The sequence below is a fragment of the Cupriavidus sp. H18C2 genome, assembly GCF_049393795.1.
In the GTDB taxonomy this organism is placed as follows: Bacteria; Pseudomonadota; Gammaproteobacteria; order Burkholderiales; family Burkholderiaceae; genus Cupriavidus; species Cupriavidus pauculus_C.
Map to the genome: position 1 here is coordinate 2489292 of NZ_CP186010.1, position 19549 is coordinate 2508840.

Annotated in this window: 14 protein-coding genes and 1 tRNA gene; 3 read left to right on the forward strand and 12 right to left on the reverse strand. The window is 68.1% G+C overall.

Annotated elements, in window-relative coordinates:
• Positions 1-7: 7 nt before the first annotated feature.
• The 3 genes from EPAKOI_RS11200 to EPAKOI_RS11210 all read right to left on the reverse strand — a co-directional run bounded on the left by EPAKOI_RS11200 (position 8) and on the right by EPAKOI_RS11210 (position 3612).
• Positions 8-2488: a type VI secretion system Vgr family protein gene (locus tag EPAKOI_RS11200; protein ID WP_423192227.1), complete on the reverse strand. Its 2481-nt coding sequence runs from the start codon at positions 2486-2488 to the stop codon at positions 8-10.
• A gap of 338 nt (positions 2489-2826) precedes the next feature.
• Positions 2827-2901 (reverse strand) — tRNA-Arg (locus EPAKOI_RS11205).
• 243 nt (positions 2902-3144) lie between these two features.
• Entirely contained in the window at positions 3145-3612 is a 468-nt protein-coding gene (locus tag EPAKOI_RS11210) for a lecithin retinol acyltransferase family protein (protein WP_423192228.1), read from the reverse strand.
• A 415-nt stretch (positions 3613-4027) separates the two neighbouring features.
• Between EPAKOI_RS11210 and EPAKOI_RS11215 the strand changes: the two genes are divergently transcribed.
• Positions 4028-4318, forward strand: a complete 291-nt coding sequence (locus EPAKOI_RS11215) for a hypothetical protein (RefSeq protein WP_423192229.1) — start codon at positions 4028-4030, stop codon at positions 4316-4318.
• A 104-nt stretch (positions 4319-4422) separates the two neighbouring features.
• Complete coding sequence (locus tag EPAKOI_RS11220) at positions 4423-5199, forward strand: PP2C family protein-serine/threonine phosphatase (protein WP_124683674.1); 777 nt, start codon at positions 4423-4425, stop codon at positions 5197-5199.
• Between the two features lie 81 nt (positions 5200-5280).
• On the opposite strand, the gene EPAKOI_RS11225 is transcribed toward EPAKOI_RS11220, so the two are convergent.
• The 9 genes from EPAKOI_RS11225 to EPAKOI_RS11265 all read right to left on the reverse strand — a co-directional run bounded on the left by EPAKOI_RS11225 (position 5281) and on the right by EPAKOI_RS11265 (position 18079).
• Positions 5281-6603: a sigma-54 interaction domain-containing protein gene (locus EPAKOI_RS11225; protein ID WP_423192230.1), complete on the reverse strand. Its 1323-nt coding sequence runs from the start codon at positions 6601-6603 to the stop codon at positions 5281-5283.
• On the reverse strand, positions 6600-9701 hold the full coding sequence (locus EPAKOI_RS11230) for a peptidase domain-containing ABC transporter (RefSeq protein ID WP_313835094.1): 3102 nt from the start codon (positions 9699-9701) through the stop codon (positions 6600-6602). The genes EPAKOI_RS11225 and EPAKOI_RS11230 overlap by 4 nt, the downstream gene beginning before the upstream one ends.
• Positions 9682-10434, reverse strand: coding sequence for a peptidylprolyl isomerase (locus EPAKOI_RS11235; protein WP_423192231.1), 753 nt, complete (start codon positions 10432-10434; stop codon positions 9682-9684). The genes EPAKOI_RS11230 and EPAKOI_RS11235 overlap by 20 nt, the downstream gene beginning before the upstream one ends.
• A gap of 23 nt (positions 10435-10457) precedes the next feature.
• Entirely contained in the window at positions 10458-11840 is a 1383-nt protein-coding gene (locus tag EPAKOI_RS11240) for an HlyD family efflux transporter periplasmic adaptor subunit (RefSeq protein ID WP_423192232.1), read from the reverse strand.
• On the reverse strand, positions 11837-14434 hold the full coding sequence (locus tag EPAKOI_RS11245) for an FHA domain-containing protein (protein WP_423192233.1): 2598 nt from the start codon (positions 14432-14434) through the stop codon (positions 11837-11839). Before EPAKOI_RS11245 ends, EPAKOI_RS11240 begins: the two co-directional genes overlap by 4 nt.
• Positions 14435-14644: 210 nt before the next feature.
• Complete coding sequence (locus EPAKOI_RS11250) at positions 14645-16225, reverse strand: efflux transporter outer membrane subunit (protein WP_423192234.1); 1581 nt, start codon at positions 16223-16225, stop codon at positions 14645-14647.
• Positions 16226-16385: 160 nt separating this feature from the next.
• Positions 16386-16649, reverse strand: a complete 264-nt coding sequence (locus EPAKOI_RS11255) for a hypothetical protein (RefSeq protein WP_313835097.1) — start codon at positions 16647-16649, stop codon at positions 16386-16388.
• Between the two features lie 467 nt (positions 16650-17116).
• On the reverse strand, positions 17117-17623 hold the full coding sequence (locus tag EPAKOI_RS11260; RefSeq protein WP_313835098.1) for a DUF4399 domain-containing protein: 507 nt from the start codon (positions 17621-17623) through the stop codon (positions 17117-17119).
• 27 nt (positions 17624-17650) lie between these two features.
• Positions 17651-18079: a DUF4399 domain-containing protein gene (locus EPAKOI_RS11265; protein WP_124683667.1), complete on the reverse strand. Its 429-nt coding sequence runs from the start codon at positions 18077-18079 to the stop codon at positions 17651-17653.
• A gap of 817 nt (positions 18080-18896) precedes the next feature.
• Here EPAKOI_RS11265 and EPAKOI_RS11270 point away from each other — a divergent pair.
• Positions 18897-19547: a formylglycine-generating enzyme family protein gene (locus EPAKOI_RS11270; protein ID WP_423193514.1), complete on the forward strand. Its 651-nt coding sequence runs from the start codon at positions 18897-18899 to the stop codon at positions 19545-19547.
• Positions 19548-19549: the final 2 nt, after the last annotated feature.

Consider the following 19549-nt stretch of genomic DNA (forward strand, 5'->3'; position numbering starts at 1 on the left):
AAAGAAATCAGTCAAGCGGACGAATCTGTACGGGTTCCACGAAGAGGCTCTTCTGGATTGGCGTCTTGCCGGACGCGTCCGTTTGCATCTTGAGTCTCGTGCCGTCGCCTCGGACCATTTCAATGACCGAGTCGGAGAGTGGTTCCCCTGTCGACGGATTCCGAAGGACATAGGCGTCGTTGAATGTCGCGTGCTGCCAGGTGTTCATCGATTGCGCGAGCGAACTGGGTCCCTGACGGCTGAACGCCGCCGACTTTATGGTCCGGTCGCCACGCGTCCCGTCTTCGATCCCCGTGGACGACATTCGCAAGTAGGAGCCGCCACACTTGAGCAGCAACTCGTCCTTGGCCTCGATGACGACGCGACCATTTGCGCTGCTGATCGTCACGTGCTTGTCCGCGAGAAGTCGCATTTCATCGCTCTGGGCCTGAATCTCTACCCGGCCCCTCGCAGCGAATAACTTGATGCCCAGCTTGTGGGCGAAGACAGAGACCAATTCCCCCGCGGCCAGCGTAAAGCGTCTTGCGATGCTGAAATCCGCGTGGCCGCCCGCTGTGGCAATGAGATTCTGCGCGGCTGAACACTGGATATCGGCTCTCGAAGCCAGGGCCACGCCTGCGGGCGCGCTGATCAGGATGCCCGCCTTCTTCAATTGCGCCAGGGATTCATTCAGCAGCGTCTTCTGACGGTCGTAGTCAGCGGCCACTGCCTCGGCCGCTTTGGCTGCGGCCGCCAGGGCTTCAGTCTGCTGCAGTGCTTGCTGGAGAAGCCCCTGGGCAGACTCCATGTCGAGCTGCTGGCCATTGGCGGTCGGCTGATCGTCCGCCGAAATGAAGATTCCCTTGCCACCTCGCAAGGCTCCCCACCCCGACGTCCGCAACTCAAAGCCATCACCGCGCTTCTTTCTCTCCCTGTCGACCAGGTAGCCCATATTGAGCTGCGTCTTGCCGCCGTACTCGGTGGACAGCTTGACACCTTCCTGGCCCTCCCAATCCTCGAAGCGCAGCTTGTTATTCGCTTGCGTGCGGATGACATTGCGCGACAGCCACCGATCCTGGTTCGTGATCAGGTCTTCATGCTGGCTGTGGTGATGCGCATGGGCGATGTATGGCTTGTTGGGATCGCCGTCCCGGAATGCAATCCCGACTTCCGTGCCGTCGATCAACGGGAAATGCATGCCTGTCTGCCCCGCCCCCGCGAACGGTTTAGCCAGCCGCATGGGCACACTTTCACTACCCTTGGGCCATTCGTCGTAATCGAGGTCCAGGCGCACGACGTACAAGCCTTGCTGCGTCAGGTAGGCATATTTGTAGTCGCCGGGCGACGTCACGCGCCCGCTCAGCGTGCCCGCGATACGGGGCCACTTGCTCTCGTCGATCGGCAGGCGGAAGCGGCGGTCCGAGGGAATCGCCTTGTAGGTGTTGCGGTAGGCCCGATCGCGCCCGCCGGTATGCGTGACTTCGGTAACCACCTGCCCGTTGGGCGCGTCCGGCAGTGCGAGATCCATGCGCAGAATGCGTGCCGGACGCAGACCGAGGATGTTGCTCTCGCCTTCGTAGATCAGTTGCCCCGCAAGCGCCGCTTCATGGCGTAGTTGCGCTTCCCATTTCGCCCCGGCCGGGTCCAGGTGATGTGTACCGTAGACGTAGGACTGCCCGTAATTGCCCTTTTCCTTGCGGGCGACATTGGCCTCCCCTTCCTTGCGCTCGTACGAATCCGCCGGGTTGTAGTCGGCCGTGCGAAACGATTCGGGCACGGTCTGCACGTGCGTCTGGATGGCGGACACGGTCTCGACACCCGACTCGAGGCCCGCCGTCTCCCGGTAAGGCGCCAGCAATTCCGGCTCGTAGATATAGTGATCGATGTCGTCGGCGATCTGAAAGACATCGCCAAAGACCGTCCCGTGCCGGCCGGGCAGGAAGTAGCTGTACATCCCCTCCTGTTCCATCAGCAGCCGGATGTAGTCCCAGTCGGACATCTGGTACTGGAGCCGGAACGCATGCTCCGGATACTCGCGGCGAGTCTTGAAGGAGAACTGGTGGCCCTCCAGGCCGTGCTGGCGCAGGATGGCTTCGATGATCTGCGGCGCGGTCTTCTTCTGGTAGACGCGGCTCGCCTGAGTCAGCGTCAGCAACGCCACCTTGGGCCGCACCTCCATCTCGTAGGCGCAGAAATCGCGGGTCTGCCCAGTCTTGGAAAAGCGGAAGATGCAGCCCGAAAACTGGCGAGTCGTGGCGCCGTCGCCCGCATCGATCGTGAAGGTGGCGTCCCGGCGCAAGTACTCCATCCGGTCCAGATCCATCGGATGGGTCAACCGGACCTTCACGCTGTAGGGCTCCCCAAGGCGCTCGGTGGCCGTGAATGACACCACGGAGAGGCCAGTGGCACTGCGCGCGCCAAGCACCTCCAGGTGATAGGCCTGACGTCCCGTCACGGCTGCGAGCAGCCCGCTCCCCGTTGCCTGCAGTTCATTCCCCGCACCAGCCATTGTTCTGCCTCCGTTCCCAGCGTGACCGAACCTTCCCGATAGGCCATCGCCAACAACGCGAGGCCCAACGCCTGCGGGCCGGACGTTACGCCGTTTTCTTCCGAGTGAGAACGGTCAACGCAACGCACATAGAACGGAGATCAAACAGGAGTGAAAATCGATTTTTCGCTATGGACGGGATGCGGCAGGACTGGCCGGCGATCGGGTCGAATAGAGGCAGCTGGAGAAGAAAATCGAAAACCGCGGAGCGCGGCATGGGTCAACGTGTCCCTGCGGGCGCTGGGAGGGGCGGGAAGCCAGAGGAGGAAAATCTCAAAGACCCACGACAGCCGCAATGATGGTCCCGCCGACAGGAATCGAACCTGTATCTAGCGCTTAGGAGGCGCTCGTTCTATCCATTGAACTACGGCGAGCGGACCGTCTGCACCGGCCTGGCGCCGCGGTGGCGCGGGCGGGTCGGAAGACGGGGCGGAGTATAGCAAACTCCGCCGGCGCCCTGCCATGGCGGTCGGCCCGGCGTGGGCGGGGGGCGGGCCGGGCGCTGGCGCGGCCCGGGGTGCAGCGGCGGTGGCAGGCGCGGCCGGTGCGGGTGTCGCAGCTTTCCCAGTCGATCAATCCGGACATGGCGGGCTCCTTTGGTGGCGATGGATGGGGGATCAGGCGGCCGTCAGGCTGGCGGGGTGGATGCCCGACAGCATGGCCAGTGCCAGGTGCAGCACGGTAACCACTGCCGCTGCCGGGTTGCGCAGGCAGGTTTCCACCTGTTCGCTGCGGGCCTGGCCGAGCAGGCACCACGTGCAGAAGTGTTCGCAGTTGTTGGTCAGCAGGTGATAGCGGTTCTCGCCCAGGCGGCTGCGGGCGCGGGCGACGGCTTCCTGCCCGAGGTAGCGCGCGCAGGGCTGGTTGCGCACGGTCACGCCGTGGCCCTGGGCGAATTGTTCGAGCGAGGTTTCCTCGACTGGGCCTGCATGCAGCGCCTGGCAGAAGCCGGCGTAGTGGATCACGCGGCCCTGGCCGACGTAGATGCCGTGGTGGGCGTAGCCATTGCGTTCCGTCACCAGATGGGCGCCGGGCTGGTAGGCCTCGTCCGGGCGGCTGGCTTGTTGTTGGTCTTGGGTGGTCATGGCGGTCTCGATTCTGGTGTCGGTGGCGGGCAGGCAGTGCGGCGTTGGTGCCTACCCAACCGCATCAAGCGTGCCAGTGGGGCCGAACCACGGTCCGACAAGGGCTGGCGGGGAATCAGAGGTTTCCGGGGACCCGGTTTCGTCGGGCATCGACCAACAGCTACAAACCGATTGTGTTGGTCCGCCACCGGCAACCGCCATCGGCCGGTCGCTCTTCGCCGATATGGCTCCGCTCGGCGCGCCCCTGACGGCCCTGCCCCACCACTCCAGCAAGGGTGTTGGCGCCCAACCAACGCCGAACGAGCATCCGGCATCACATTTGGCCCGAAGAACCCCGCCGACGTCACGCCCCCACCGTGGCACACCGCTTGCTGAACAGAGGCATCCCCCCGCAAGCCAGCCCAAGGAGACCATCATGGCGACCCTGACCATCCGCGACCTGAACACCCATCGCGAGCTCGATTTCCGCGCCATGTCGGCCGTCCGGGGCGGTGGCGCGCCGTGGGTGTTCGGCTGGATCCAGCCCTACGTGGCTGCCCGGCCCGGCGCGTTGCCTGTCGTGAGCTTTTACGAGATCAACTACAGCTTCTATGCTGATCAGATGAACAATCAGTTCCAGAACGTGAACGTCCAGAACACGGCGCCGAATTCCACCATCACGGTCGACACCGGCATGGACGCCCGCAACAAGGGACGACTGGTCTGAGCCCTGCCCGCCTGTCGGCAGGACTTTCGCGGTGACTTCCAGACATCCGGCGCCCCGGGGGCGCCTTACGCGCGGGACGGTGTCGCCCCGCGCCGGAGCATGCCGTGACCTGCGTATCGCAATTCCGCTGGAGCTCGGCCGCGTGCACAGACGTGGGCCGGGTGCGTGAGCGCAACGAGGATGCCTGCCTGGCGATGCCCGAGCACGGCATCTGGGTCGTGGCCGACGGCATGGGCGGCCACGCGGTGGGCGATTTCGCCAGCCGCGCCATCGTCCAGGCCCTGGCCGCGCTGCCCCGGGCCGATAGCCTGGACGCCGCCGTCGACCACGCGCGCATCGCCATGCAGACCGTCAACCAGCTGCTGATCGACGAAGCTGCGCGGCTCAAGGTGCGCGTGATCGGCAGCACGGTGGTCATCCTGCTGGCGTGCGAGCGCCAGTGCAGTTGCCTCTGGGCCGGCGACAGCCGGCTCTACCTGTTCCGCGACGGCCACCTGAAGCAGCTGTCGCGCGACCACAGCCAGGTAGAACGCCTGAAGGCGCGGGGGCTGATCACGGCCGAGGAAGCGCGCCACCATCCCGCCCACAACACGATCACGCGGGCGGTGGGCGCGTCCACCACGCTGGACCTGGAGCGGCTGACGCTGGAAATCGGCGATGGCGACCTGTTCCTGCTCTGCAGCGACGGCCTCAGCAACGAGGTGGAGGACGACCAGATCGCAGCCGTGCTGGCCGCCGACCCCCACCCCGCCCGCGCCGCCGACGCGCTGCTGAAGCAGGCGCTGGACAACGGCGGCCGCGACAACGTGTCGGTGGTGGTGATCCGCGCCGAGGACATCGGCGGCGGGTCTGACATGACGCTGCTGAATCCGGAGGTTTGAGCGGGTCTGGTCCTCTCCCCCGGCGCCTCTCCCGCGGCCGGGAGTAAAAAGCACACACATGGTGTCGAGAAACAGTCCCCCTTACTTCCCCTCCGCTTGCCGGTTGCTGTTCCGGAAGTCCTTCGAGTGGATGCCGTGCTTCTTCAGCAGCATCTGGATGTGCGACCGGTTCATGTCGAAGCGGCGCGCCAGTTCGGCCACGGTGCCGCCCACTTCCTGCAGCCCGCGTTCCAGGAATGCCCGCTCGGCTTCGTCGCTGGCCGCGCGCTTGGCTTCGCTGAGCGATGTGGCCGTGCTCAGATCGGTGATCGTCGCCTTGCCGCCCGGGGCCGCCGCCACGGCCTGCAGGCCGGCCGGTTTCGGGCGGATGTCCTGCGGCAGGTGGGCAAAGTCCGCCGTATCGCCGGCCAGACACGACAGCCGGTACATCAGGTTGCGCAGTTCGCGGATGTTGCCCGGATAGCCGTAGTGCAGCAGGAAGTCGCGCAGCCGCGGCGTCAGCTTGATGGGCCGCCGCTTGAGCTGCCCGGCCGCCTCGTCGCCGAAGTACGCCACCAGCAGCGGAATCTCGTCGCGCCGCTCGCGCAGCGCCGGCAGCGTCACGTGGATCACGCTGAGCCGGTAGAACAGGTCCTCGCGGAACGTGCCTTCCTGGCTCATCCGGCGCAGGTCCTTGTTCGTGGCCGCCACGATGCGCGTGTCGACGGCAATCACCTCGTCCGACCCCACGCGCTGGATCTCGTGCGCCTCCAGCACCCGCAGCAGCTTGACCTGCCCGGTCAGCGGCAGCTCGCCAATCTCGTCCAGGAAGATCGTGCCAGTGTGGGCGCTCTCGAACTTGCCCCGGCGGTCGTTGGCCGCGCCGGTGAAGGCGCCCTTCTTGTGGCCGAACAGCTCCGATTCCAGCAGGCTGTCCGGAATGGCGCCGCAGTTGACCGAGATGAACGGCTTGTCGTTGCGCACCCCGTTGGCGTGGATCACCTTGGCCATCAGCTCCTTGCCGGTGCCGCTCTCGCCGTCGATCAGCACCGGCAGGTCCGTGGGCGCCGCCTTCTCGGCAATCTCCAGCGCCTCCAGCAGCTTGGGGTTGTCGCCGAACGTGCCCTCGAAGATGAAGCTGCGCTCCATCAGCGCCTGGCGCCGCTCCCGCGCCGACATCTCCACGGGCTCCACCTCGGCCTCCTGCGGCTCGCCGGTGGCCGTGGCGGCCGCCACAAAGCGCTCCTTGTGCGACAGGCCCATCACCTCGTCGCGCAGCGTGGTGGCCTGCTTGAGCAGCTTCTCGATGTCGGGCCGCTCCAGCCGCGATGACCAGCGCAGCGTCGAGCGCAGGATCTCGATCCGTTCGATCAGGCCCGCAAACGACACCGCGGACCTGGCAGGGGTGGGGTTGTATAGCTTCATGCCGCGCTCAACTGCTTCTGGACCAGCTGGTAGTACATGCCGCGGCGCTCCAGCAGCTCCTCGTGCCGCCCCTGCTCGACGATGCCGCCCTCGTACAGCACCAGGATCTTGTCGGCCTGCATGATCGTGCTGAGCCGGTGCGCGATGATCACGGCCGTGCGTCCCCGCAGGATCTCCTGCATGTTCGCCAGGATGTTGCTCTCGGACTGCGTATCCAGCGCCGACGTCGCCTCGTCGAACACCAGCAGCCGCGGGTCGTGGTACAGCGCCCGGGCGATGCACAGCCGCTGGATCTGCCCGCCCGACAGCCCAATGCCGCGCTCGCCCACCACCTGCTCGTAGCCGAGCGGCAGCTTCGAGATGAACGCGTGGGCATCGGCCATCTTGGCCACTTCCTCGATGCGGCGGCGGTCCGGGCTGTCGTCGCCGCAGGCGATGTTCTCCGCCACCGTGCCCGAGAACAGCAGGTTGGTCTGCATCACATACCCCACCTGCGCCCGGAAGAACTCGGTGTCGATCACGTTCATGTCGTAGCCGTCCACCTTCATCGTGCCGTCGGTGGGCTTGTAGAAGCCCACCAGCAGCTTGGCCAGCGTGGTCTTGCCCGATCCGCTGCGCCCGACGATCGCCACCATCTCGCCCGGCCGCATGTGGAAGCTGATGTTCTCCAGCACGTACGGCGTGTCGTCGCCGCCATAGCGGAAGTACACCCCGTCGAACTGGATCTCGCCCTGCAGGTCGGGGAGCGACACGCGCGACATCACGTCCTGCGGCTTCTGCTCGGGCTCCAGGTCCAGCACGTCGCCCAGCCGCTCCATTGCCACGCCGGCGTCGTTGAGCTGGCCCCAGAGCGCCACCAGCCCCATCAGCGGCGCCAGCACGCTGCCCATGAACGCGTTGAACGCGATCAACTGGCCAATCGTCAGCTCCCGCTCCAGCACCAGCGTGGCGCCCACCCAGAGGATCGTGATGGTCGTGGCCGCGTTCAGCACCTGGCTCACCAGCCCCACGAGGATGTGGAACGACTGCGCCTGGTACTGCTTGTCCAGCGCCTTGGCGTACTTGCGCTCCCAGCGCAGCCGCACGGGCCGCTCGATGCCCATGCCCTTGACCGTCTCGGCGCCGCCCAGCGTCTCCATCAGGTACGCCTTGGCGTCGGTCGATGCCGCGAACACCTCGCGCGCGTAGGTCTTCACCTTCGGGGTCACCACCACGGTCAGCGCGGCGATCGGTATCACGAACGCAATCAGCAGCAGCGTCAGCTTGACGTTGTAGAGGAACATGATGCTGAAGTAGATGAACACCATCAGCAGGTTCAGCGCCGTGGTCACGGTGGACTCGGTCAGGAACGCCCGGATCGTCTGGTTCTCCTGGAACCGCGCGAAGATGTCGCCGGTCTTGCGCTTGGCGAAGAACGACAGCGGCAGCGACAGCGTGTGCTTGAAGAAGTGCGACATCATCGCGAAGTCCATGTTGCGCACCATGAAGTTCGCCAGGTACGCGCGGATGGTCACCATCAACTGCGTGAACACGTTCGAGATCACCAGGCCCAGGATCAGCAGGTGCAGCAGCCCGATGTTCTGGTGCACCACCACCCCGTCCAGGATGTTCTGGATGATCAGCGGCGGCACCACGCCCAGCACCTGGATCACGAACGTCGCCAGGAACAGGTGCGCCAGGATCCTGCGGTACGGCGACAGGTAGCCAATGAAGCGCAGCCACGGCGAGCGCGACACCGCCAGCTCGTTCATCTGCGTACCGGGCGAGAACAGCAGGCAGGTGCCGCTCCAGCCGCGCTCGAACTCCTCGGTGCCCATCTTGCGGAAACCAATGGCCGGGTCGGCCACCCAGACGTGGCGCGCCGACACGCCATAGACCACCACGTAGTGGTAGCCCTCCCAGTGGATGATGAACGGCAGCTCGAAGCCCATCAGCGCGTCGCGCGTGCACTGCACCCCGCGCGTGGTGAAGCCCAGCGACTCCCCCGCCCGCGCCAGGCTGTCCAGCGTGGCGCCCGACGTGGTCACGTTGGCCAGCTCACGCAGCTTGCCCAGCGTCATCGGAATGCCGTGGTGCCGGCACACCATCGCCAGGCAGGCCGCGCCGCAGTCCATCTCCTCGGCCTGCTCCACCAGCGCGAAACGGCGGATCAGCCGTTCGCCCATCTCGGGCTTCGAATGCAGGTCCAGCAGCACGGGCCGCTTGCGGCGCTCGGCCAGCTTCTGCTGCCGGTGCAGCTCGCGGTCCACCGCACGGATCCGCTCCTCCAGCACCTCGCGCAGCCGCGCATTGCGTTCCAGGATCAACTGCACGGTCTTCTCGGGAATCACCAGCAGCCGCACGTCCGTCTCGGCGATGGCCGACGCCACCTGCTCCTGCCGCATCACGCAGGCGCGCTCGCCAAAGATCTCGCCCTGGCCCAGCGTGGCCAGCGGGAACGTATCGCCGTCTTCCTCGCGCACGATGCGCACCGTCCCCTGGCGCACCACGTACAGCCGGCGGTCGTCGCGCCCGTCCTGCTGCAGGATGGTCTTGCCGGCCGCCACGCGCTTCACGCCCACGCTGCGCACGGCGTCTTCCAGCTCCAGCTTGTCCAGCTTGCCGCGCAGGTCGAACAGCCGTGCCACGAAGCCGCCGGCCGAACTGATCGCCACGTAGCTCGTGATGAACGCCAGCGCGGCCGGGTTGCCGCCCACCACCGGCTCGGACACCGCGCGCGGAATCATCAGCAACTCGGTCTTGCCCGACGCCCGCACCGACGACTCGTGCCGGTATTCGCGCAGCAGCGCGATGTCGGCAAACACCTCGCCGGCCTTGCGCACGCCCATGCTGATTTCCTTGCCGTGTTCCTCGTTGAACACGCGCACCGACCCACTGCGCACGATGAAGATGCCCTCGGCCGGCTCGCCGGCGTTGCAGACCGTGTCGCCAAAGCCAAACGCCAGCGGCCGCGCGCTGGCGGCCAGCCGCTCGATCTCGTCGCGCGTCAGCGGCGACAGGATCTCCACGGTCGCCAGAAAGTCGGCCAGCGACTGGCCGGCGCCCGGCGGCTGGGCCGCGGCGCCGGCGGCGGGCTCGCTAGCGGGCTTCGATGACATGTTCCTGCGCCCTTGCCATCAGCCAGTCCTCGCGCAGCCGCCGGCGGATCTCGACGGTGACGTCCGGGTCCAGCCGGGCCGGATGCTTGGCCCGCACCAGGAAGACCTCGAAGAACGACTTGTCCGGCGCCGGAAACGGCCCCAGCAGGTCGCCAGGCTGCGCGTTGAACACCTTGGCCTCGATGTCGCCCTTCAGCGATCCGCGCAGCACCTTGCCGATGTCCCCGCCCTGCTCGCGCGTGTCCGCGATCGAATGCTCGCGCGCCATCTCGGCAAAGCTGTCCGGGTCGTCCTGCAGGTACGACACCAGCTCGCGCGCCTTGCCCTCGGTATCCACCACGATGTGGCTGACCTCGATGCTGTCGAACTTCGGCGAATTGAGCTGGAAGTACGCCTCCACGGCCTCGTCGGTGCCCACCTTCGCCAGCATCTTTTCCTGGTACAGGCTGTCGGTGATAAAGGTCTCGAACTCGTCCAGCGTGATGTGCAGCGCGTCCAGGTAGTGGTTCATGTCCGCCGCGCGATGCAGGCCGTGCACGCGCCGGAACTGGTCGGCGCGCGCCTGCACCTCGTCCTGGCTCAGCGTCACGCCATGGCGCCGCGCGGCGTGGGCGGTCAGCTTGTCCCGCACAAGCTGCTCGACCAGCCCCTCGAACTGGCCGGTCAGCTTCAGCACCCTCACGAATTCGTCGACGCCGATCACTTCGTCGTCGATGCGCACGATGGCTGTCATCGCCCTCTCCCTTGGTTGTCCGTTCAGCCCGCCACCTGCCGGAAGGGGTCGAGCCCCAGGTCGATCAGGCGCCGCTCCCGCACCACGATCTCGGCCGTGGCAGTCATGCCGTAGCGCAGCGGGTACTTGTTGCTCGCCACGCTGTAGTAGTCCTGCGCCAGCCGCACGCGGCCCTCGTACACGGGCTGCTTGTCCGGCCCGGACGGCTTGGTGGCCGGCGAGATGTATTCGAGCGTGCCCGCGATCAGCCCGTAGCGCTGGTACGGAAACGCGCTGAACTTGAGCTTCACAGGCAGCCCCTCGCGCAGGAACGCGCGGTCGCGCTCGGCAATCTCGATGCGCAGCATCGGCCGCGCGTCCTTGGGCGCGATGCCGCCCAGCGGTGTGTTGGCCTGCACCTTGTCGCCGCGCTGCGTCGACGTGACGTCGGTCACCACCCCGGCCACCGGCGCCAGGATCATCAGGAAGTTGTCCTTGTCGATGTTCTCGAAGCGGATGCGCGCGGCGGCATCGGCCACCAGCCGGGCCGTCTGCACCTGCAGCCGCAGCTTGTCCTCGGTACTGGCGATCTCGCGCACCGCCGCATCGTACTGCACGCGCAGGCTCGCCAGCTCCTGCCCGCTGCCTTCCAGCAGCGCGCTGGCCTGCGTGTACTGCTGCGCCAGCCGGGCGTCGAGCTCCGTCAGCCGCGACTGCGCCACGCGCAGCGTGTTCTCGGCGTCCAGCGTGGCGGCGCGCTTGGCCTCGACCTGCGATTGCGACACGCCGCCGCCGGCCGGCAGCGCGAACAGCCGGGCATAGCGGTCCTGCTCCTGCCGCGCGAAATCGCGCGCGCGGCGGGCGTTCTCCAGGTTGCTGCGCGCCTCGGCCAGTTGCGCGCGCTGCTGCTCGGCCAGCCGCGTCGTGCCTTCGGCCAGCCGGTTCTCGTGCTGGCGCGTGCCCAGCTCGATCTGCTGCTTCAGCGCCAGCGCCCGCCGTTCCAGCAGCGCCTTGCGCTCCGGAAACTGCTTCCATTCGCGCTCGGCGTCCTCCAGCTTGAGCTGGGCCTGCAGCGCGTTGGCGGCGGCCTCGATCGCGCCGCGCGCGTTGAGCCGCGCCACCACGTCGTCCTTCGACACGGGCTGGCCCTCGGCCACGTACAGGTCCACCAGCTCGCCATCGACCGGCGCGTAGAAGCGCCGCACCTCTGACTCCGGCGCCAGCGTGCCCTGCGCGGTGACGATCACGTCCGCATGCCCGAAGAACGACCACAGCAGCGCGCACAGCACCAGCACGCCGGTGACGACCACGGTCAGCAGCGTCAGCCGGCGGGGTTCGGCGCTGAGCAGCGCGATGCCCTCGGCGCTGTGGTCTTCCAGCGCCTCGTTCAGCGGCCGCAGCCGGGTGTCGCGGTTGTCGTCCTTCATGGCGTGCTCCCCGGCGCGGCCTGGGCGCCCGGCTTGGCCGCGGTGGTGGTGCCGTCGCCGGGCCGGTCGTCGGGACGGGTGTCCGGGCGCGCCTCGGGCGGGCTGCCCTCGCCCACCAGCGCGAGCTTGGTCTTCAGCACGGCCGGGTCCAGCACCATGCGCAGGTCGTTCAGCGCGCGGCGCTGGGCGTCGATCTCGGCCTGGATGTCGTCGCGCACCTTGCTCCACTGCGCGGTGTCGTCGATCCGCAGCTGCGCGTAGATCCGCAGCCCCTGCCGCGCGTCTTCCTGCGCGTCGGCCAGCAGCTTCGCCTGCGCGCGGAACCTGGCCGATACCCCCGCTTCCAGCCGCTGCTCGCCGGCGATCAGGCCGTTGTTGCGGTACTGGCGCCAGCCGGTGGCCGCGCGGTTCAGCAACTGGTTGGCGCGCCGCAGCGCGGCCTCGCGGATGCCGTTGACGTCGGCATCGATGGCCTTGGCGAAGAACGCATCGCTCCGGGGGTCCAGCGACGCATAGAACGCCAGGAGCTGGCTGTCGTAGCCCGGCGTCCCGCGCGCAGCCCGCACGGCGGCGTACTGGGCCAGCACCTGTTCCTTGTGCGCGGCATCGCGCGCCACGTCGGCCGCCCAGGGGCCCGCGGACACCGCCTTGAGCGCCGCGATGGCGGCCTCGCCGTTGCCCTGCTCCCACGCCTTGCTGGCCGTGACGTACTGCTTCTGCACGTCGTCGCCGGGCAACTGCGTCGCCTTGAGCTTTTGGTAGGCGGCCTCGAACGGCGGCGTCTGGAAGCGCGCCTGCTGCATCTGCGCCACCAGCGGGCCGGGCGCGCGGTCGCGCAGCGCCACGATCATCGCGGTGTACTGGCCCAGGTCGCGCTCCACGCGATCCAGCCCGGCCAGCCGCGGATACTTCTCCTTGTACTCGGCCAGCATCGGCTGCAGCGCCTCGGGCCGCTCGCGCGACAGCTCGCGGGCGATGGCCGCGTTGAGCCGGTCGATGGCGGCCAGGAACACCGAGTCGTCGTTCTGCAGCCGCCGCAAATCGCTCATCGCCCGTGCATAGGTGTCGCGGAACGGCGGCACGTCGTTGGCGATGCGGTTCAGCAGCCGCTGGTGCGACGCGGTGTCGGCCGCCCAGCGCCGCAGCAGGTCGCGGATACGGCCCTCGTCGCCGAACATGCGGATCGGCCCCTCGATGCCGCCGCGCCGCGCCACGTACTGCTCCACGTCGCCCACCCACGCCAGTTCGCCCACCAGCGCGCGGCCGTCGGCGTTGTGGCGGCTGCGCGCGCGCATCTCGTCCAGCACGGCCGCCGCGCCGTCGAAGTCGGCGGCCTGCAGCCGGGCCACCCACTGCGGCACGTAGGCGCGCATCAGCGCCTGGGCGCCCAGCGTCTGGTAGTGGGTGTCGTCGCCATGGCGGGACAGCACCTGGTCGGCCACCTCGGCCGCGCGCACGTACTTGCCCGCGTCGACCAGCGCCTGCAGCGAGCGGTCCGGCGCGCCGCGCCACCAGAGGTAGCCGCCGCCGATGGCCAGCGCCGCAATCAGCAGGATGGCCACGCGCGCCGCACGCTCCAGCTGGGCGCGGTCGCGGATGCCAAAGCTGCGCATCGCCTCAACCAGCATCATCGTCACGCGGCCGCGCCTGGGCGGGGCATGGGGCACGTCGCCGCTGTCGGGCAGCGCCTCCGGGTTGACCTCGTCCTCCTGCGCGGCCGGATAGTCCATGCAGAAGATGTCGAGGAAGGAATCGGCCGCGCCGACGAACGTGGTCTTGTCGGGATCGGCATCGATGGGCAGCGCCGCGTCGGCGGGGGCCGTGGACGGCGGCGGCACGATTGACGTCCGCGTGGCCGTGGCATCGGCGTCGGCCTCGCGCTCGATGCCCACGCGATAGACGAAATGGCTGCCGCCGAACGCCAGCACGTCTTCCGGCTCCAGCCGGATCGACTGGTCGCGCAGCCGCACCCCGTTGACGAACGTGCCGTTGGTGCTGCCCAGGTCCTCGATCCACGGCACGCCATGCTTCAGGTACACATGCGCGTGGCGGCGCGACAGGTAGTTGACCTGGTGCGGATAGGCGTCGCGGTAGCGGGCAAACGTCTCGTCGGCCTTGCTGACCAGGAACGGAAAGCCGGCGATGACCACGGGCTGCAGGCCCAGCTCGTCGCGCATCGGCGTGAGCGTGACGGCCACGCGCGGCGGCTCGGCATCGGCCTGCCGCGCATAGAGCCGCACGCGGTACGCCAGGCCCGCGCCGAAGCTGAGTTCGTCGCCATCGCGCAGCCGGGCCGGCTGCTGGGCCACGGCGTCGCCGTTGACGCGCGTGCCGTTCTTGCTGCCCAGGTCGGCCACGTAGACCGCGCCGTCCTCCGAGAAGATGCGCGCGTGGCGCCGCGACAGCACCGAGACGGCTTCCGTCGGATACGCGGCGAACGGCGCCTCGCCGCGGCCGATGGCGAACAGGTCCTCGTCGATACGGATCTCGCCCAGCTCGGGGCGGGACACCGGCATCAGCAGGACGTCGAACACCTGGCCCGCCTGTGGCGCCATGACCGGCACATCCATGAAGGGAGCTTCGTCGCGCGTCATGTTTCAACTGAGCCAACAGTGGGGCCTGTGGCGCGCAACCGCGAGCCGGCGCAGCGACGGGCGCCGCATGCGTCGGCAAAGGGGCGACAGGTCACGGGTAAGAACATAGTAGGCCACGCTCGGGGGGAGTCAATGCGCTGCGCCGCAGCGTTGCGCGCACGCACGCGCGGTGCGGGTTTCAGGGTTGAAACGCCTTGGACGCCGCTGCGGCTAACGCGCCGCCTTGGGTGCCGCCACGCCCGCCGGCGCGGGCGCGCTGGGCGCGCCATCGGCCCCGGCATCGGCCGCCGCGTTGCGCACCGCTACGTCGGGCCAGCCGCCGCCGAGTGCCTTGTACAGCGTGACGGTATCAGCCAGGATTTGTTGGTGGGCGGCCAACAACGACTGCTCGGCGGCCAGCAGCGAGCGCTCGGACTCGAACACGTCGAGCTGGGACGCGATGCCCTCGCGCGCCTGGGCCTCGATCTGCCTGCCCACCACGCGCAGCTGGTTCACCTGCTGCTGCAGCTCGATGCGCTGCTGCTTGTGGGCGTCGACGTTGACCAGCGCGCTTTCCACTTCCTCGAACGCGGTCATCACGGTGCGGCCGTACTCGTTCTCGACCACGCCGACGTTGGCCTCGGTCGTCTTCACGCGGGCGCGCACGTTGGGGTCCAGCATCGGCAGGTTGATGCTGGGCATGAAGCCGAACGTGAACGATTTCATCAGGTCGGACAGCGCAAAGCTGGCCGTGCCGCCGCGCGCGGTCAGGCTGATGCTGGGTAGCTGCGCCAGCCGCGCCTGGCCCACCAGGTTGTAGGCGGCCAGCACGCGGTATTCGGCGGCGACGATGTCGGGCCGGCGCGCCAGCAATTGCGACGGCAGCCCGGCCGGCACCGCGGGCAGGTTCACGCGCTCCTGCAGCTTGCCCGGCGGCACCCGCAGCTCGCCGGCCGGCACGCCGACCAGCGTGGCCAGCGCGTTCTCGGCCACGTCGCGCGAGCGGCGCAACTCCAGCAGGTCCTTGGTCAGCCGGTTGATCTCCGCCTGCTGCTGCATCACGCGGATCTGCGGCAGCAGGCCGTTGGCCAGCATTGCCTTGTAGGTCGCCAGGATGTCGTTGTTGCGCGCGAGCGTCTGGCGCTGCTGCGCAAGCTGTTCGTCGAGCAGGAGGATCGTGAAGTACGTGATCGACACGTCAGAGGCCAGCGACAGGTAGCCGGCACGCCAGTCGGCTTCGGTGGCGCGGAACTCGGCGGTCTGGGCCTGCACGCCTTTTTCGACCTTGCCCCAGACGTCGATGTCCCAGTTCACGGTGCCGCCCAGGTTGTAGGTCTTCGACACGGCCTGCCCGGTCGTCTTCGTCACATCGACGCCGGCGCCGATGTCGAACACCGGCAGCGCGCCGGCCCGCGCCTCGGCGATCTGGGCGCCTGCCACGCGGATGCGCGCGGCCAGCACCTTGATGTCGTAGTTGCCGGACAGCGCGCGGGCCACGAGCTGGTCCAGGTAGGGGTCGCCAAACGCCTGCCACCAGTTCGGCACGATGGTTTCCGTCGGCGACACGGTGACCGCTGCATTGCCGGCGCGGTCGCCTGTCCACGCGGCCTTGGCCGGCGTCTCGGGCCGCTGGTACGTGGGGGGCCGGAAATCGGCGCAGCCGGCCAGCGTGGCGATAACGATGGCGATGCCGGAGACCCGGAGAAGGCGGCGCGGCGCAAAGGCTAGGGCATTCACGATGGCTTCCTGCTGGGAGCGCCAGCGGACCGTGGCAGGACGTCCTGGCGTTCGATCTGTATTGTGGGTCGGCATGCGGCAGACGCCAACCTCGGCTTGCGTGCCCGGCGCGCGGAACACGCGGGCAAAAAAAGCGCCGGGGCGGAGGTGTCCCCGGCGCAAGCTCCCCGGGCGGCCGGCGTCGAAGCCGATGAACTGGCCTGCGACGCCGCTGCCGCCTGAACCGGTACGAATATCAGGCGTTGTTCTGGGCGTACTGGTTCGTCGTCACGCTGTTGCGCATATGGTCCTGGAAGGCCGAGCCGTTGCCGAAGTAGTTGCCTACCTCCTGCATCTGCTGGTTCTGCTGCGTGACCGTCTTGTGCGATTCGAACGACAGGCTCACGGGCGTGAAGATCGACGTACGCGGCGCAAACACGGTGCCGCCACGCACGGCGTGCAGCGCCTTGGCGTCGAGGGTTTCGGTCGAGGACAGGTCACGGATGATCAGCTTGGTCATGATGGTCTCCTGGAAAGGAAGGTCACTGCGTTTCAGGTGGTGAGCATCGGGTTGGTGTCGCGCTCGGACTGGATATCGCAGCAAGCGTGCCAGGGGGGTGGGCGGGGCGGGATAAAAAGCTGGGAAGGCTTGTGGGGCAAGGGATTGGGGGTGGCGGGGCGGTTTGCGGGCGCTGTTCGTGGGCCGTCGAGTGTTGGATCCGGTCCAACTAGTCTCTGCCGCACTGTCGGTTCGCTCCCCTCTCCCGCAACGCGGGAGAGGGGGCCGGGGGAGAGGGCGTGGCGTGTCTGCTTGCCGATCAACGTCGTAACTTGAGCCGCTGGCCCTCTCCCCCAACCCCTCTCCCGCAGGCGGGAGAGGGGAGCAAACCACCGGCAAGCTCATTAAAAAAAAACGGCGCACATCGCTGTGCGCCGCGTGGCGCCAGGCCGGACCGCCCCGTCCTGGCGCGCCTAGCTCTGGGCCGGTCATCTCACATAGATCGTGATCTTCTTCGAATAGACCGGCGGGTTGGTCGGGATGTGCTTCTCGTCGCCCATCAGCAGTTGCAGCGTGTGCTTGCCCGGCGGCAGCTCGATGGTGGTCTCTGTCTCGCCGGCGCCGAAGTGCAGGTGGTTGCGGTCGTTGGGAATCTCCTTGTCCAGCGGCGGCAGGTCCACGTCGATCAGCAGGTGGTGGTGGCCCGTGTTCGGGAACTTGACGTCCTTGGGCGCCACGCCCATGTTGCGCAGGCCGAACCAGACCTTGATCGGCTTGCCGGCCGGCATGGTCTGGTTGTTGTTCGGGTAGCCGATGTAGAGGTAGGCGTTCCGGGGCGCCGGCGTGGGTCCCGTGCCCTTGGCGGCCGCGGGGGCCGAGGCGTGGTCGGCGTGCGCCGCTGGCGCCGAGGCGTCGGCGGCCTGCACGCGCGATGACGGCACGGCGACGGCCAGCGCCGCCAGTCCCGCGATGAGCATCGGTCTGAGATGGGTCATGGCTCTCCCCGTTCGCACCTGTGTGCGCTAGCGCACGGTGATCGTGATCTTCCTGGAGTAAATCGGCGGATCGAACGGGACGTGCTTGCTGTCGCCAAGCAGAAGCTGCAGCGTGTGCTTGCCCGGTGGCAGTTCGATGCGCGCGTCCGTCTCGCCCGCGCCGAAGTGCAGGTGATTGCGGTCGTTCGGGATTTCCTTGTCCAGCGGCGGCAGTTCGGCGTCGATGAGCAGGTGGTGGTGGCCGCAGTTGGGCCGCTCGATGCCCTTGGGGCAGATGCCCATGCCCTTGAGGCCCATGCGGACCCAGAGCCGGCCGCCGTCGATGACCGCGCCGTCGCCCGGCCAGATGATGTAGGTCTCGGCGCCTTTCGGGGCCGCCGTCAGCGGTATGGCGAGCGTGGTCCAGCTGGCCAGGAACGCAGCGGCGAGCGCGCGCTGCAGGGATCGTCTGGACATGGCGGCTCCTCCCGGAGATCTGTCCGCTGCACACGGTCCCCCGCGCGGGAGCGGATTCTTGGTGGATGTTCTTGATGCGCTCGGCGATGTGTCCTACAGCGTAGGTCGGAAGGCCCCAAAAAGCGAACTTTCACGCCACAAGCGCTGTGCTATCTTGAAACGGCCGGTACCGCGTCACGGCAACTCCACACCGCACGCCGCGGCGATCCTGAAGGGGGTGAATATGTGGCGGAAAGCATTTGTCGTGGCGCTGCTGGCGTTGGGCGCGGGAGTGGATGGCGATGGCGACGGCCGGCACTGGGCCACCGTGGCCACGGATGCGCTGGTACCCCCGGCCCGTGCGGGCATCCTGCCCAAGAACAGCGACGAGCAGTACGAGCTGTCGTTCTGGGATTCGATCAAGAACAGCACCTACGCCGCCGACTACGAGGCGTACCTGAAGCAGTACCCGAACGGCCGCTTCGCGGCGCTGGCCAAGACGCGGCTCGAACGGATCCGCGCGACCACGCCGGCACAGCCCGCACCGGCACCTGCGCCAGCGCCGGCCGCCAAGGCGGAACCGAAACCCGAGGCCAGGGCGGAAACCACCAAGCCGCCGCCAGCCGCCAAGCCCGCCCCCACCCCACCTCCGTCCGCCAGCGGCCAGCCGCGCACACGCGCGGGCGGCGCGATCTCGCAGGGCACCATCACCTATCCCGCCGAGGGCAAGGAAGCGCCCGCCGCCGGCGCGGCGCGTCCGGCCGAGGCCAAGGGCGGCGAGTCGCGCGACTGTCCGCAGTGTCCCGTGATGGTCAGCCTGAACCCGGGCGCGTTCACGATGGGCAGCAGCACCAGCGACCCCGCCGAGCGCCCGCCGCACCAGGTGAACGTGGGCCGCCCGTTCGCCATCGGCAAGTACGAGGTCACCGTCGAGCAATGGAATGCCTGCGCCGACGCCAACGCCTGCCCGCGCATCGCCACCAACCCCGCCGACGCGCGCAACGCGCCGGTGCGCGACATCAGCTGGGACGACGCGCAGCAGTACGTCGCGTGGCTGTCGAAGACCACCGGCAAGCCCTACCGGTTGCCCACCGAGGCCGAATGGGAATACGCGGCGCGCGGCGGTACAAGTACCGCGTTCTGGTGGGGCGACAAGATGAGCAAGGGCAACGCCAACTGCAAGGATTGCGGCGACCCGTGGAGCGATGCCGCGCCGGCCAACGTGGGATCGTTCGCGGCCAACCCGTACGGCCTGCACGACATGAACGGCAGCGTCTGGGAATGGGTGGCCGACTGCTGGCACAGCTCGTACAAGAACGCGCCCACCGATGGCCGCGCCTGGGACGAACCGGCCTGCACGGCGCGCGTGATCCGCGGCGGGTCGTGGCGCGAGGGCGCCAGCTACATGGTGTCGTCCACGCGGTTCAAGTACAGCACCAGCGTGCGGCAGTCCCAGAACGGGTTCCGCGTGGTGCGCGACGCCCGGTAGCC